General features: G+C 74.1%; 13 protein-coding genes. 2 read left to right on the top strand and 11 right to left on the bottom strand.

What is annotated here, in order from left to right; genetic code table 11:
• Together CR165_RS08885 and CR165_RS08880 are read right to left on the bottom strand one after the other, a co-directional pair.
• A complete protein-coding gene (locus CR165_RS08885; RefSeq protein WP_109516611.1) occupies positions 1 to 1,062 on the bottom strand; it encodes an ABC transporter substrate-binding protein in 1,062 nt (353 codons plus the stop codon).
• 96 nt (positions 1,063 to 1,158) lie between these two features.
• The gene (locus CR165_RS08880; RefSeq protein ID WP_109516610.1) at positions 1,159 to 2,271 is read right to left on the bottom strand and encodes an ABC transporter ATP-binding protein; all 1,113 of its coding nucleotides are present in this window, start codon (positions 2,269 to 2,271) and stop codon (positions 1,159 to 1,161) included.
• A gap of 127 nt (positions 2,272 to 2,398) precedes the next feature.
• Here CR165_RS08880 and CR165_RS08875 point away from each other — a divergent pair, with 127 nt between their 5' ends.
• Positions 2,399 to 3,403 (top strand): enoyl-CoA hydratase/isomerase family protein, encoded by a 1,005-nt coding sequence (locus CR165_RS08875; RefSeq protein ID WP_109516609.1) that lies wholly within the window; start codon positions 2,399 to 2,401, stop codon positions 3,401 to 3,403.
• A gap of 49 nt (positions 3,404 to 3,452) precedes the next feature.
• Here CR165_RS08875 and CR165_RS08870 read toward each other — a convergent pair whose 3' ends face one another.
• Genes CR165_RS08870 through CR165_RS08850 form a run of 5 tightly spaced genes read right to left on the bottom strand, consistent with a single transcriptional unit; the run spans position 3,453 to position 7,638 of the window.
• The gene (locus CR165_RS08870; RefSeq protein WP_109516608.1) at positions 3,453 to 3,884 is read right to left on the bottom strand and encodes a DUF1810 domain-containing protein; all 432 of its coding nucleotides are present in this window, start codon (positions 3,882 to 3,884) and stop codon (positions 3,453 to 3,455) included.
• A gap of 53 nt (positions 3,885 to 3,937) precedes the next feature.
• Complete coding sequence (locus tag CR165_RS08865; RefSeq protein ID WP_109516607.1) at positions 3,938 to 5,077, bottom strand: YbfB/YjiJ family MFS transporter; 1,140 nt, start codon at positions 5,075 to 5,077, stop codon at positions 3,938 to 3,940.
• A 33-nt stretch (positions 5,078 to 5,110) separates the two neighbouring features.
• Complete coding sequence (locus CR165_RS08860) at positions 5,111 to 5,392, bottom strand: hypothetical protein (RefSeq protein ID WP_109516606.1); 282 nt, start codon at positions 5,390 to 5,392, stop codon at positions 5,111 to 5,113.
• 58 nt (positions 5,393 to 5,450) lie between these two features.
• Positions 5,451 to 6,914, bottom strand: coding sequence for a sensor histidine kinase (locus CR165_RS08855; RefSeq protein ID WP_109516605.1), 1,464 nt, complete (start codon positions 6,912 to 6,914; stop codon positions 5,451 to 5,453).
• A gap of 43 nt (positions 6,915 to 6,957) precedes the next feature.
• Positions 6,958 to 7,638: a response regulator transcription factor gene (locus tag CR165_RS08850; RefSeq protein ID WP_109516732.1), complete on the bottom strand. Its 681-nt coding sequence runs from the start codon at positions 7,636 to 7,638 to the stop codon at positions 6,958 to 6,960.
• A 277-nt stretch (positions 7,639 to 7,915) separates the two neighbouring features.
• Between CR165_RS08850 and CR165_RS08845 the strand changes: the two genes are divergently transcribed.
• Positions 7,916 to 9,163 carry an HlyC/CorC family transporter gene (locus tag CR165_RS08845; RefSeq protein WP_245906278.1) on the top strand — a complete coding sequence of 416 codons (1,248 nt, stop codon included), beginning with the start codon at positions 7,916 to 7,918 and terminating at the stop codon, positions 9,161 to 9,163.
• 33 nt (positions 9,164 to 9,196) lie between these two features.
• Here CR165_RS08845 and CR165_RS08840 read toward each other — a convergent pair whose 3' ends face one another.
• The 4 genes from CR165_RS08840 to CR165_RS08825 form a co-directional block, all read right to left on the bottom strand.
• Positions 9,197 to 9,976, bottom strand: a complete 780-nt coding sequence (locus tag CR165_RS08840; protein ID WP_109516603.1) for an ABC transporter ATP-binding protein — start codon at positions 9,974 to 9,976, stop codon at positions 9,197 to 9,199.
• Positions 9,973 to 11,031 (bottom strand): FecCD family ABC transporter permease, encoded by a 1,059-nt coding sequence (locus tag CR165_RS08835; protein WP_109516602.1) that lies wholly within the window; start codon positions 11,029 to 11,031, stop codon positions 9,973 to 9,975. The genes CR165_RS08840 and CR165_RS08835 overlap by 4 nt, the downstream gene beginning before the upstream one ends.
• 116 nt (positions 11,032 to 11,147) lie before the next feature.
• Complete coding sequence (locus CR165_RS08830; RefSeq protein ID WP_109516601.1) at positions 11,148 to 12,488, bottom strand: acyltransferase family protein; 1,341 nt, start codon at positions 12,486 to 12,488, stop codon at positions 11,148 to 11,150.
• Positions 12,489 to 12,619: 131 nt separating this feature from the next.
• Positions 12,620 to 13,699, bottom strand: coding sequence for a S1C family serine protease (locus tag CR165_RS08825; RefSeq protein WP_109516731.1), 1,080 nt, complete (start codon positions 13,697 to 13,699; stop codon positions 12,620 to 12,622).
• Positions 13,700 to 13,728 lie beyond the last annotated feature (29 nt).

The raw sequence follows: 13,728 nt of genomic DNA, 5'->3' as shown, positions 1-13,728 counted from the left end.
TCAGCGCGAGACCCAGTTGTTGAAGCGCTGGTTCAGCTTGTCGAGGTTGTCGAGCCAGAACTGGTCGTTCAGCTGCAGCGCGCCCTCGGCATTCTCCGGCGCGGTGGGCAGGTTGGCCAGCACGGCGGGGGCGAGGTTGGCGTTGGCGCCCTTGGCCGTCACGCCATAGGGGATGCGCGGCGGCAGCCCGGCCTGGACATTGGGCTGGCCGACGAACTTCAGGAAGTCGAGCGCCGCCGCCTTGTTCGGGCTGCCCTTCATGATCACCCAGGAATCGAGGGTGAAGACGTTGCCGGACCAGGCGATGCCGAAATTGCGCCCGTCATTCTGGTTGGCGGCGCTGATGCGGCCATTGTAGGCGTTGGTCATGGCGACCTCGCCGCTGGCCAGCAGCTGCGGCGGCTGGCTGCCGCGCTCCCACCAGATGATGTCCTGCTTCAGCGTGTCGAGCTTGCGGAAGGCGCGGTCCACGCCGGCGCTGGTGCCGAGCAGCTTGTAGACCTCGCCCGGGGCCACGCCATCGGCCAGCAGCGCGATCTCCAGCGTCACCTTCGGGCCGCGGCGCAGGCCGCGCTTGCCGGGGAACTTCGCCGTGTCGAAGAAGTCGGCCCAGCTGCGCGGGCCATCGGCCATGCGCGCGCGGTCATAGGCCAGCACGAAGGAATAGAGGATGTTGCCGACGCCGCACTCGCTGACGGCCTCGGGGATATAGTGCTCCCGCCCGCCGATGGCGGCGTAGTCCATCTTCTCGAACAGCCCCTCCTCGCAGCCGAGCAGCAGCTCCTCGCTCTCCACCTGCACCAGGTCCCAGTTGTTGGCGCCGGACTGAATCTTGGCGCGCAGCACGCCGACGCCGCCATCCCAGGTCTCCTCCAGCAGGCGGGCATTGCCCTGCTGCTGCCAGGGGCGGAAGAACACCTCGCGCTGCGCGTCCTGGTAGGCGCCACCCCAGGAGACGATGGTCAGGTCCCGCCCCTGCGCCTGCGCGGCGCCGCCCGAAAGACCCGTGCCCAGCAGGCCAACACCCAGCGCCAGCATGGCGCCGAAACCTCTCCGCAGCATCGTCTTGCTCCCCTGGCCGGGACCGCCGGCTCTCCCGCCGCGCAGCCTAGGCCAGGACGCGAAGGGGTTGAAGGGCAAAGGCCTCCGCCGCGCCTCTCAGCCTTCCGCGGCGAAGGCGTGGGCGTGCGCCGGGTCCCACGCCACCGAGACCAGCGTGCCCGGCTCCGGCAGCATCCCCGCCCCCACGGGGCGCTTGGCCACCACCTCGGCGCCATCGCCCAGGCTCAGGCGCAGCCGGACATGGTCGCCCTGGAAGATCACCTCGACCAGCCGGGCGGAAAGCGCATCCTCCCCCATCTCGGAGGCGAGGATGGCGGCCACCGCCACCCGCTCCGGCCGCACCGCGACGAGGCAGCGGCTGCCGGGCGCGCCGGCATCCACCGGGCGCGCCAGCACCTCGGTGCCGCTGTCGAGCATCACCCGGATGGCGCGGTCCCGCCCCTCCCCCTCGGGTGCGCTCCGCACCACGCCGGGCAGCCGGTTGTTCTCGCCCACGAAGCCGGCGACGAAGGCGTTCTCCGGCTGCTCGTAGAGGCGGCGCGGCGCGGCGAGCTGGCGGATGCGCCCGCCCTCGAACACGGCGATGCGGTCCGAGAGGGTGAGCGCCTCCTGCTGGTCGTGCGTCACATACATCATGGTCAGGCCCAGGCGCTGGTGCAGGGCCCGGATCTCGTACTGCATCTCCTCGCGCAGCGCCTTGTCCAGCGCGCCCAGCGGCTCGTCCAGCAGCACGATGGGCGGCTCGAACACCATGGCGCGGGCCAGCGCGACGCGCTGCTGCTGCCCGCCCGAGAGCTGGGTGGGCCGCCGTTCGCCGAAGCTCTCCAGCCGCACCATGGCCAGCGCCTTCCGCACCCGCTCGGCGCGCGCGGCCCTGGGCACGCCGCGCACCTCCAGCGGGAAGGCCACGTTCTCCGCCACGCTCATGTGCGGGAACAGCGCGTAGGACTGGAACACCACGCCGATGCCCCGCCTGTGCGGCGGCAGCCGCGCGATGTCCCGCCCGCCGAGCAGGATGCGCCCCTCGCTCGGCATCTCGAAGCCGGCCAGCAGCATCAGCGTCGTCGTCTTGCCGGAGCCGGAAGGGCCGAGCAGGGTGAGCAGCTCGCCCTTCTCCACCTCCAGGTCCAGCCGCTGCACGGCATAGCCGGAGGCCGCCGCGCCATAGGCCTTGCGCACGCCCTCGAAGCGGACCAGCGGCTCCGCCATCCTGTTCATCCCCCGTGCCCTGCGCCTCTGTTTGTACCCTCCGGCGCTGCATTCCCGCCGGCGGGCGGGTTGTCAACCGCGCGCCATGCCGCGACCCTGCGCCGCACAACCGAACGGAGGATCGTCGATGACCCAAGCCGAAGCCAGCCTGATCATCCGGCGGGAGGGCGCCGTGGGCCACCTCACCATGAACCGCCCCCGCGCCCTGAACGCGCTGGACCTCGCCATGATCGACGGCTTCGCCGCCGCCCTCGCCGAATGGCGGGACGCGCCGGAGGTGCGGATGGTGCTGCTGGAAGGCGCCGGCGACCGTGCCTTCTGCGCCGGCGGCGATGTCCGCCAGGTGCGGCAGGACGTGCTGGACGGCCGCTTCGAGGCGGTGGAGGCCTTCTTCACCCGCGAATACGCGGTGAATGCCGGCATCGCCACCTTCCCGCGCCCCTGGGTCAGCCTGATCGACGGCGTGTGCATGGGCGGCGGGCTCGGCGTCTCGGTGCATGGCAGCCACCGCATCGTCACCGAGCACGCGCTGCTGGCCATGCCGGAGACGGCCATCGCGCTCTTCCCCGATGTCGGCACCAGCTACGTGCTGCCGCGCCTGCCCGGCTCTCCCAGCGGTGCGATGGGGCGCTGGATCGCCCTCACCGGCGCCCGGCTGAAGGGCGCCGAGGCGGTGGAGGCCGGGCTCGCCACCCATTTCGTGCCGCGCGAGAAGCTGGCCGCGCTCCGCGCCGCCCTGCTGGAGAGCGGCGACGCCGCGGCGGTGGAGCGCTTCGCCGAGGCCGTGCCGGAGGGGCGCATCGCCGCCCTCCGCCCGGCCATCGAGCGCTGCTTCGGCCATGCGGACCGCGCCGGCATCGAGGCGGCGCTGCAGGCCGAAGCCACGGATTGGGCGCGCGAGCAGCAGGCCATCCTCGCCCGCGTCTCGCCGACCAGCGTGGCGGTGACGCTGGAGCTGCTGGAGCGCGGCGCCAGCCTCGACCTGCCCGGCTGCCTGGAGCAGGAGCTGGTGCTGACCCGCAGCGTCACCCGGCACCCGGACTTCGCCGAAGGGGTGCGCTCGGTGCTGGTGGACAAGGATGGCAAGCCGGCCTGGCAGCCGCTCCGGGATGTGCGGCCGATGTTTGCGTGACAGGGAAGGCCGGGGGAAGGAATTCCCCCGGACCCCCATCTTCTTTCTGTCAGTTTTCCGGGGGGAGCGCGGCCAGGGTGCGCGCGTCGCGGGCGCCGCCGTAGAACCGGTCCAGCGCGGCGGCGAAGGCGGGCTCCGCCGGCGCCGCCAGCGCGAACAGCGTCATGCTGGACTGGAACTTCATGTCGTCCGGGCTGCCCAGGATGTCGTGCGCCGAGCGGCCCGGCACGGCGTTCATCAGCGCCGCGCAGTCCCGCAGCCGGGGGCCGAGCACGGGATGGGCCAGATAGGCCCGCGCCTCCGCCAGCGAGGCGATGCCATAGCGCTGCGCCATGCCGCTGTGGCCGAGGCCACGCAGCTGCGGAAAGACGAACCACATCCAGTGGCTGCGCTTCTGGCCCGCCGCCAGCTCGCGCCGCACCTGGTCGATGACCGGCGCCTGCGCCTGGACGAAGCGGTCGAGGTCGAACGGATCTGCCATGGCGAGAGACTGGGCGGCGGTCGCCCGGCCGGGAAGCGCCCTGCCCCGCACGATCAGGCGAGGCGCTGCCCCGCCCAGGCCACCGCCAGCGCCGCCGCCGAGGCCAGCAGCCCGGCGCCGAACACCGCCGCGTGGCTGTCCCCCGTGGCGTGGAACAGCGCGGCCAGGGCGAAGCCGGTCACCGCCTGGGCCAGGGCGTAGATCACCGTGGCCCGCGCCCAGAGGATGCCGGCGGCGGGGCCGCCGATCTCGCGCGCCGCCGCCAGGGCCACGGCGCTGGCGCCGACCCCGGCGAAGCCGCAGAACGGCGCCGCCAGCAGCACCGCGCCGGCGCCGGGCAGCAGGCAGAGGCCGAGCGCCGCCACCTGCACGGCCATCCACAGCGTCAGTGTCCGCCGCCCGCCGATGCGGCCGGCGAGCCGCCCGCCCAGCAGCGTGCCCGCCGCGGCGCCCAGCCCGAACAGCACCCAGAGCAGCGCCGTGGCCGCCGCCTCCAGCCCGCGCCCGCGCACGCCGAGATCGGCGAGATAGACCATCGGCGGCACCATGCCGGTGGCCGAGAGCAGGTAGGCCAGCAGCAGCGCGCCGGCGCGCGGCACCGCCTGGCCGGTGGGCAGGCGCATGGTCTCGGCGGCGGGCGGCGCCGGCCAGTGGCGCCGCAGCCCGAGCCAGACCAGCAGCGAGAGCAGCCCCAGCCCCGCCCAGGCCAGCGGCAGCCCGCCCGGCACCAGCGCCGGCACCGCCAGCGCCCCCAGCACCACCCCCGCGCCGATGCCCGCCACCACCAGCCCGGCGGCGGCCGAGCGCCGCGCGGGCGGCAGCACCGCCTGCACCGCCGGGCCGGCCAGCGACATCAGGATGCCCCCCGCCAGCCCCGCCAGACCGCGCCACAGCGCCAGCCAGAGCAGCCAGCCCAGGCCCGGCCCGTGCAGCGCGCAGGCCAGGAAGGAGAGCACCACCAGCGCCATGCCGGCATCCAGCGCCGCCGGCACGCCGAGGCGCCGCCCCAGCGCCCGCCCGCCCAGCGCCCCCGCGAGATAGCCGGTGAGGTTGCAGGCGCCGAGCAGCCCGGCCTCGCCGCCCTCCACCCAGCCCGCCGCCACCATGGCGGGAAACAGCGGCACATAGGCGAAGCGCGCCAGCCCGATGCCGGCGCAGAGCGCGCCCGCCCCCGCCAGGGCCGTGCGGATCATGGCGCCCGGGCCGGCCGGCCAGGGGCCGCGCGCTCAGGGATGGGACGGCTTGGGCATTGGCGAAAGGTCTTGGGCCGCGCGCAGCGCCCGGCGCAGCTTGGCCACGCCGGTGCGGACATGCCCTGCCTCGCACAGCCGCCTGCCTTCCAGGGCAAGGCCGCGCGCGGCGTCCTGGCGGGTTCTTGGCAGGCGCGAGAAGCGGGCAGCCAGTTCATCGCAGTAGGCCAGCCCCGGCGAGAGCAGCCGCAGCTCGGCGCCGGCGGCCGGCATGGCGGAGAGCAGCATGGCCAGCAGGCAGGGAAGGCGGAGGAACATGGCCGCCAATCTGGGAGCGTCCCCCCTGCCCGGCGATGGGCGCGGCATGAAGCATGGGTCATGCGCCAGCGGAGAGGGCGCCAGCGGAAAGGGCATTGGCGGAAAGGGGGCTGGCGGGAAGCTGGAACAGCACGGCCAGCCCTGGCCGCTGCGGCGGCCCGCCGGCATCCTCGAACCACAGCGCCCCGCCATGCAGCTGCACCACCGCCCGCACCAGCGAGAGGCCGAGCCCCGAGCCGGGCGTGGTGCGCGCCGAATCGGCGCGGAAGAACCGCTCCCCCACCCGGCCGCGGTCCTGCGCCGAGAGGCCGGGGCCCTCATCGGCCACCCGCACCAGCACCCACTCGGACTCGCGCTGCGCGGAGAGCGTGATGTTGCCGCCCGGGACGGTGAACTTCACCGCGTTGTCCAGCAGGTTGGCCACCACCTGCAGCAGCAGGTCGCGGTCGCCCACCAGGGGCAGGCTCGCCGGCCAATCGGTGTTCAGCGTCTGGCCGCGGGCCTCGGCCGAGGCGCCGTAGAGCTCGGCGGCGTCGGCCAGCAGCAGGGAGAGGTCGAGCGGCGCGAAGGCGGCGCGGCGGGCGCCCGCCTCCACCTCGGCGATTCGCAGCACGGCCTGGAACACGCGGGTGACGTTGTCGAGGTCGGCGATGCCGCGCTCGATGGCGCCGCGCAGCACCGCCGGGTCGTCCGATTCCTCCAGCAGCGCCTCCTCCAGCCCGTTGCGGGCACGGGCGATGGGCGTGCGCAGATCGTGCGCGATGGCGTCCGAGACGCCGCGCACCCCGTCCATCAGGTGGGCGATGCGGTCGAGCATGGCGTTCATGCTGGCGCCCAGCCGGTCGAACTCGTCGTCATGCAGCGAGATCGGCACGCGCTGCGAGAGGTCGCCGCCGGCGATCAGCGCGGCGGTGGTGGTGGCCGGCGTCAGCCGCCGCTCCAGCGCCCGCCGCATCAGCAGCGCGCCGAGCAGGGCGAAGAACAGCGCCGCCCCCGCCGCCCAGGCCAGCCCCTCGGTCAGCAGGTCGCGCAGGCGCTGCTTCTCGCTCACCTCGCGGCCCACCGCCAGCTTGCTGCCATCCGGCAGGTCCAGCACCAGCAGCCGCGCCTCGCCGGGGCCGGAATCGTCATGGTCGACGCTGAGGCGGTACCAGGAGCTCTCGCCCGGGCGCGGCGGCGGCAGCGCGGCGAGGTTGCCCGCCAGGCGCCGCCCGGCAGGGTCGAGCAGCAGGTAGATCGAGAGGCCCTCGGCATCGAGCGCCAGCCGCTCCTCCACCGCCTCGGCCAGCACGGCCAGGCCGGAGTCGCGGCCGCGCTCGGCCAGCGCCATGGCGTCGGCGCGGATGGCGGAATCGGTCTGCCGCTCCAGCGTGCCGGCGGTGCCCCACCAGAGCACGCCGGCGAAGGCCAGCCCCGCCGCCAGGAACACCACCGCGAACAGCAGCGCGAAGCGGAAGCCGGCCGAGGAGAGCAGCCGCCAGAGCGGCCCCGGATGCTGCTGCCGGCGGCGGGTGTGGGGCATCAGGCGCCCGTCATGGCCGGGCGGTCACGGCACGGCGTGGTGCTCACGGCTCGGCGCGGATCATGTAGCCGGCGTTGCGCACCGTGTGGATCAGCGGCCTGTCCTGCCCCTTGTCCAGCTTCTGCCGCAGGCGGGAGACATGCACGTCGATCACGTTGGTCTGCGGGTCGAAATGGTAGTCCCACACCTTCTCCAGCAGCATGGTGCGGGTCACCACCTGCCCGGCATGGCGCATCAGGTGCTCCAGCAGGCGGAACTCGCGCGGCTGGATGTCGATCTTCTTGCCCGCCCGCGTCACGGTGCGGGAGAGCAGGTCGAGCTCCAGGTCGGCCACCTTCAGCCGCGTGGCCGGCGCGTCGACCGCCGGGCGGCGGCCCAGCGCCTCGACGCGGGCCAGCAGCTCGGCGAAGGCGAAGGGCTTCACCAGGTAGTCGTCGCCGCCCGCCTTCAGCCCCTTCACCCGCTCATCCACCCCGGACATGGCCGAGAGGAACAGCACGGGCGTGTGGTTGCCCTGGCCGCGCAGCGTCTCCACCAGGCGCACGCCATCGACGCCGCCCGGCAGCATCCGGTCCAGCACCAGCAGGTCGAAGCTCTCGCCCGCCGCCATGAACAGGCCATCCCGCCCGTTGGTGGTGTGCTCGACCGTGTGCCCGGCCTCCTGCAACCCCTTCCTCACGAAGCGGCCCACCTCGGCATCATCTTCCACCAGCAGAATTCGCATGGTGCTGCGCTCCTTGTCGCGGCGCGCCGGCCCCGCGGAAGCGGGGGGCCCCATCATGGCGCGCCGGGCCGGCCAACATGCCCCGGCCCGCGCCGCCACGCCAGAGCAGGCGCGGCAGGGCAGCCGCGATCTCCGTGCCTGCGCAACCCCTCCCTGGGCCATCGCCATCCGTGCCCCGCGCCATCGGTGCTTGCATCCAGCCCCCGCGCTCTGGCAGGTGCAGGGCTCCACCCTGCGGAAAGGACGCCAGGAAGCGATGGACGTGGCAAGTTGGGCGATGCTGGGAGCGATTCTGGCATTGCTGGTTCTCTCGGCCCTGTTCTCGGGGAGCGAGACCGCCATCACCGCCGCCAGCCGGGCCTTCATCACCCGCCGCGTGAAGGAAGGCGACCGCCGCGCCACCACCCTGGCCCGGCTGCAGGAGCGCAAGGACCGCTTCCTGGCCGCGCTGCTGGTGGGCAACAATTTCGTCAACACCACCGCCACCGCCCTGGCCTCCAGCCTGCTGATCGCCTGGTTCGGCGAGGAGGGGGTGGTCTATGCCTCGCTGGCGATGACGGTGGTGCTGGTCATCTTCGCCGAGGTGCTGCCCAAGACCTATGCGCTGCAGCGGCCGGACGCCACGGCGCTGGCGGCGGCGCCGCTGCTGGGCGGCGTGATGCGCCTGCTGGGGCCGCTGGGCGGCGCGGTGAACTGGCTGCTCAGCCACGTGTTCCGCCTGTTCGGCATCTCGCAGGTGCAGGCGCGGCGCGGCGAGGAGGAGCTGCTCGGCGCCATCGAGCTGCACGGCACCGATGAGCGCGGCGACGCGGAGGCGGCGGCGCAGGAGGAGCGCCGCATGCTGCGCGGCGTGCTGGCGCTGGACGACCTGACGGTGGGCGACGTGATGACCCACCGCGCCCGCATCCAGGCGCTCGACGCCGACGCGCCGCCCGAGGCGGTGCTGGAGCGGCTGCTGGCCGCGCCGCACAGCCGCATGCCGCTCTGGCGCCGGCGCGGCGAGGAGGTGCTGGGCATCGTCGATGCCCGCGCCGCGCTGCACGCGCTGGCCGCCGCCCGCAAGGAGGGCGGCGCGCCGGAGCTGAAGCGCTTCGCCGCCCCCGCCAGCTTCGTGCCGGAGATGCGCCCGCTGCGCGAGCAGCTGCACGCCTTCCGCGCCATGACGCCGAAGATGGCGCTGGTGGTGGACGAGTACGGCACCATCCGCGGTCTGGTGACGCTGGAGGACATCGTCGAGGTGGTGGTCGGGCAGATCGCCCAGCGCGGCGAGGCGATCATCGCCGACAACGACGCGGACGGCATCGTCGAGGTGCGCGGCGACGCCCGCCTGCGCGAGATCAACCACGCGCTGGACTGGGACCTGCCGGAGGACGAGGCCAGCACCGCCGGCGGCCTCGCCATCGCCCGCGCGCGGGGGATCCCGTCGGTGGGCACCGAGATCACGCTGGGCCGCTACACGCTGCGCGTGCTGGAACGCCGCGGCTGGCGCATCGACCGCCTCAGCATCGGCCGCAGCGAGGAATAGGGGCGGCAGCGGCCCGCCCTCCGCCGGCAGGGCTCAGAGCGGCGCGTCGGCCAGCACCTGGAGGTGGCCGTGCGAGCAGCGCTCCACCCGGGCGGAGACGCCATAGACCTCGGCCAGCATCGCCGGCGTCAGGGTCTCCTCCGGCGTGCCCTGGGCGCGCACGCGGCCCTCGCCGATCATCACCACCCGGTCGGCGAAGCGGGCGGCGAGCGCCAGGTCGTGCACCACCAGCACCGTCACCAGCCCGTGCTGCAGCGTCAGCTCCCGCACCAGCCGCATCACGCCGAGCTGGTGGCGCAGGTCGAGCGCGCTGGTCGGCTCGTCCAGCAGCAGCACGCGCGGGCGGCGCACCAGCGCCTGGGCCAGGCCGGCGAGCTGCCGCTGCCCGCCCGAGAGACGGTCCAGCCCCACCAGCGCCAGCTCGGCGATGCCGAGCCGCTCCAGCAGCGCCAGGGCGCGCTCGGCGGCGGCGCGGGCGGAGGGCATGCCCTCGGCGGTGGGGCTGGCCTTCAGCGCCCCCACCAGCGCCTCCATCACCGTCAGCGCCACGCCCTGCGGCAGGCTCTGCGGCATGTAGGCGATGGACCGCGCCCGCCGCTCCAGCGACTGCCCGGCCATCTCCTCCCCATCGAGCCGCACCGAGCCGCGCGCCGGCAGCAGCCCGGCCAGGCCCCGCAGCAGGGTGGATTTGCCGGCGCCGTTCGGCCCGATCAGCGCGGTGATGGCGCCGCCCGGCAGCGGCTCCAGGCTCGCCTCCGCCAGGATGGTGCGGCGGCCATAGCCGAGGGTGAGCCGCTCGACCTCCAGCCTCACGACCGCCGCCCCCGGGTGAAGACCAGCGCGACGAACACCGGCACGCCGACCAGCGCGGTGACGATGCCGACCGGCACCATCAGCCCCGGCACCAGCATCTTGCTGGCCACCGAGGAGAGCGAGAGCAGCAGCGCGCCGCACAGCGCCGCGGCGGGCAGGAAGAAGCGGTGGTCCTCCCCCACCATCAGCCGCGCCGCGTGCGGCCCGACCAGCCCGATGAAGCCGATGGTGCCGACGAAGGCGACCGAGACCGCCGAGAGCAGGCTGACGCGCAGCAAGGCGCCATCCCGCAGCCGGTTGGCGTCGATGCCGAAGGAGAGCGCCCGCTCCTCGCCCAGCCGCAGCGCGGTGAGCTTCCAGGCGGCGCGGGCGGTGAAGGGGATGGCGACGGCCAGCGCCAGCGCCAGGATGCCGATCTTGGGCCAGGTGGCGCGCGCCAGGCTGCCCATCGACCAGAACACCAGCTGCTGCAGCGCCTGCTCGGTGGCGACGAACTGCAGCAGCGCCACCGCCGCGTTGAAGGCGAAGACCAGCGCGATGCCGAACAGCACCAGCGCCTCCACCCCCGCCCCGCGCAGGCGGGAGAGGCTGCGCAGCAGCAGCACGGAGAGGAAGGCGAAGAGGAAGGCATTGCCCGAGAGCAGCCATTCCTGCGGCACCCAGGGCAGGCCGACGCCGAGCACGATGGCCAGCGCCGCGCCGAGCGAGGCGGCGGAGGAGACGCCCAGCGTGAAGGGGCTGGCCAGCGGGTTGTTCAGCACCGTCTGCATCTCCGCCCCCGCCAGGGCGAGCGCGGCGCCGACCAGCACGGCCATCACCGCATAGGGCAGCCGCACATCCCAGACGATGACGGAGACGGGGCCGCTGGCCGAGGCCGGGTTCAGCAGCACCCGCGCCACATCGGCCAGGCCGAGGCGGGAGGGGCCGGTGGCGACGTCGAGCAGCAGCGAGGCGATCAGCAACACCGTCAGCAGCGCCAGCAGCGCCACGCGGCGCAGCACCAGGGCGCGGTAGCCGGCGGCGGCCCCCGCCACGGCCAGGGTGGCGCCGCTCACCGGCCGCGGCCGGGGATGGGCTCGGCACGGGCAGCGGCGCTGCCCGGCAGCGCCGGGGCGCGGAACTGGCGGAGAAACGTCAACAGGAGGCCCTTCCAGCGGGAGCGGATGATCAGTTATCCATAATCATTCGCAACTCGCAGACCAAGCCCTTCTCGCACGGCCAGGGACGGGCCAGCCATGCGCGGCACGCCCCGGCCCCTTGAGCCAGCACCCTTCCCCTGGCCCCTTGGGCCGGCACCCTCCCCCTGGCCCCTTGGGCCGGCACCCTTCCCCTGGCCTCTCAGGCGGGCAGCCCCCCCCGGTCCCACGGCGGCACGCTGCCGCAGCAGGCCGCGTATCAGGCGGCGGCCCGGCAGCTCCACCAGGCGGTGCGCCAGCCAGGCCGTGCCCAGCAGCAGCCCAAAGATCACGACCGCCGCCAGCACCGGCCCGAGCCCCGCCGGCAGCCGCGCCCCCAGCGCCTGCTCCAGCCAGTGCAGCGCGCCGGCGAACTGGTAGTGCAGCAGGTAGATGGCGTAGGAGAGCACGCCCAGACGGTGCAGCGGCGCCCAGGAGAACAGCGCCGCCGCATGGCCGCGGTTGAGCGCCAGGCACAGCACCACGGCGGGCAGCAGCGGATAGATCAGCGCGTCCGACGGGCCGAACAGCCACAGCACGGCCAGCAGCCCGCCCAGCAGCAGGGCGGCGCCATCGCTCCCCAGCCAGACGATGCCGGGATGGCCCGCCAGCCGGAAGCCCAGCATCCCGAGCATGAAGCCCGCCAGGCAGCGCAGCAGCGGCCCCGGCACCTCGCCCGAGGAGGCATCGAGCGGGCCGCCATGCTGCAGCCCGTCATGCGCGGTGATCCAGATGGCGGCGGCCAGCATCGCCACCGCCAGCGCGAGGCCCAGCAGCGCCATCCTCCAGCCCGGCCGCAGCAGCAGCCGCACCAGCAGCGGGAACAGCAGGTAGGCCGCCCATTCCGTGCTGATCGACCAGGCCGGCACCAGCGCGCTGTGGGTCAGCGACCAGGACTGCACCAGCAGCAGGTTCAGCAGGATGTCCGGCAGCGGGTCCGGCACGTTGACGGTGAAGCCGCCGCGCGGCGGGCTGAGCTGGCCATAGGCGGCCCAGGCCACCAGCAGGCTGCCCGCCAGCACCGCCCAGTAGAGCGGCAGGATGCGGGCGGCGCGGCGCAGCATGAAGTCCTTCCAGCCGGCGAGGCCGGGCGCCGCCAGGAAGCCTTGCGCATAGGTCATGGCCATCACCAGGCCGCTGAGCACGAAGAACAGGTCGACCATCAGGTAGCCCCGCCGCACCGCCATGTGCAGCGGGTCGGTCAGGCCGGGGTCGAGGGTGGCATAGAAATGGTAGGCGGTGACCGCCAGGGCGGCCACGCCGCGCAATCCAGTCAGGGCGGTGATCTCCCCCTGCGGCGGCGGAGGAAGCGCGGGCGAAGAATCTGGCAAGGGCATCAGGGCTGCCTCCGCGGCCTATATGTTCCGATTCCGGAACTATAGCGCGGCGGTAAGCCCTTCCCGCATGTCATCCCGGCAAGCTTCGGCCGCCGGGAATCACCTCCGTTTGAGCAGCGGCCCCCCTGCCCTCAGCCCGCCCCGCCGGGGCGGCGGCCCACCTGCACCGCCATCTCCCGCTGGCGCCCCTCGCGCTGCAAGGTCATGCGGATGGTCTGGCCCGGCGGCGTGCCGGCCACGCCGCGGATCAGCGCGCGGGAGGTCTCCACCCGCTCGCCGTTCAGCGCCGTCACGATGTCGCCCTGGCGCAGCCCGGCGCGGGCGGCGGGGCTGCCGCGCTCCACGCTCTGGATCTGCACGCCGCGGTTGCGGCCGCCCGGGGTGCTCTCCTCGCCGATGTCCTGCACCGCCACGCCGAGCCAGCCGCGCTCCACCCGGCCATCCCGCCGCAGCTGCTCGATGACGCCGCGCGCCAGGTCCGATGGCGTGGCGAAGCCGATGCCGGCCGAGGCGCCGGAGGGCGAGTAGATGGCGGTGTTGATGCCGATGACCTCGCCCGCCGCGTTGAACAGCGGCCCGCCGGAATTGCCCGGGTTGATGGCGGCGTCGGTCTGGATGAAGTCGTCGAACGGCCCGGCGCCGATCTCGCGCCCGCGCGCCGAGACGATGCCGGAGGTGACGGTGCCGCCGAGGCCGAAGGGGTTGCCCGCCGCCAGCACCCACTGCCCCACCCGCATGGCGCCCGAATTGCCCCAGGGCACCGCGGCCAGCGCGGCGCGCGGCTCGACCCGCAGCAGGGCGAGGTCGGTCAGTTCGTCGGTGCCCACCACGCGCGCCGGCAGCTCCGTGCCGTCCTGCAGCGAGACCACCACCCGCGCCGCGTTGCCCACCACGTGGTTGTTGGTGACGACATAGCCCGCCGGGTCGATGACGAAGCCCGAGCCCGCGCCCTGCACCTGCTGGCGGCCGCGCCGCTCGCGGAAGTAGCGCTCGAAGGGGGTGCCGCGCAGCTCGGGGGGGATCTGCGTGGTGGTCTGCTCGGAGAGCACCGCGATGTTCACCACGGCCGGCAGCACCTGCTCGGCGAGGTCGGCGAAGTCCGGCACCGTGCCGCGCTGCGCCAGGGCGGCGGAGGGCGCCAGCCCGCAGGCCGGCAGCACCGCGAGGCCGGCGAAGGCGAGAAGGAGGGAGCGGCGGGGGGCGGCAGGCATCGGGGTGTTCATTCCTTCATCGGCGGGCC

Origin of the sequence: Teichococcus aestuarii (genome assembly GCF_003116135.1) — a bacterium.
In the GTDB taxonomy this organism is placed as follows: domain Bacteria; phylum Pseudomonadota; class Alphaproteobacteria; order Acetobacterales; family Acetobacteraceae; genus Pseudoroseomonas; species Pseudoroseomonas aestuarii.
The sequence above is the reverse complement of the archived record's forward strand: the minus strand, read 5'-3'. Positions and strand labels throughout refer to the sequence as shown.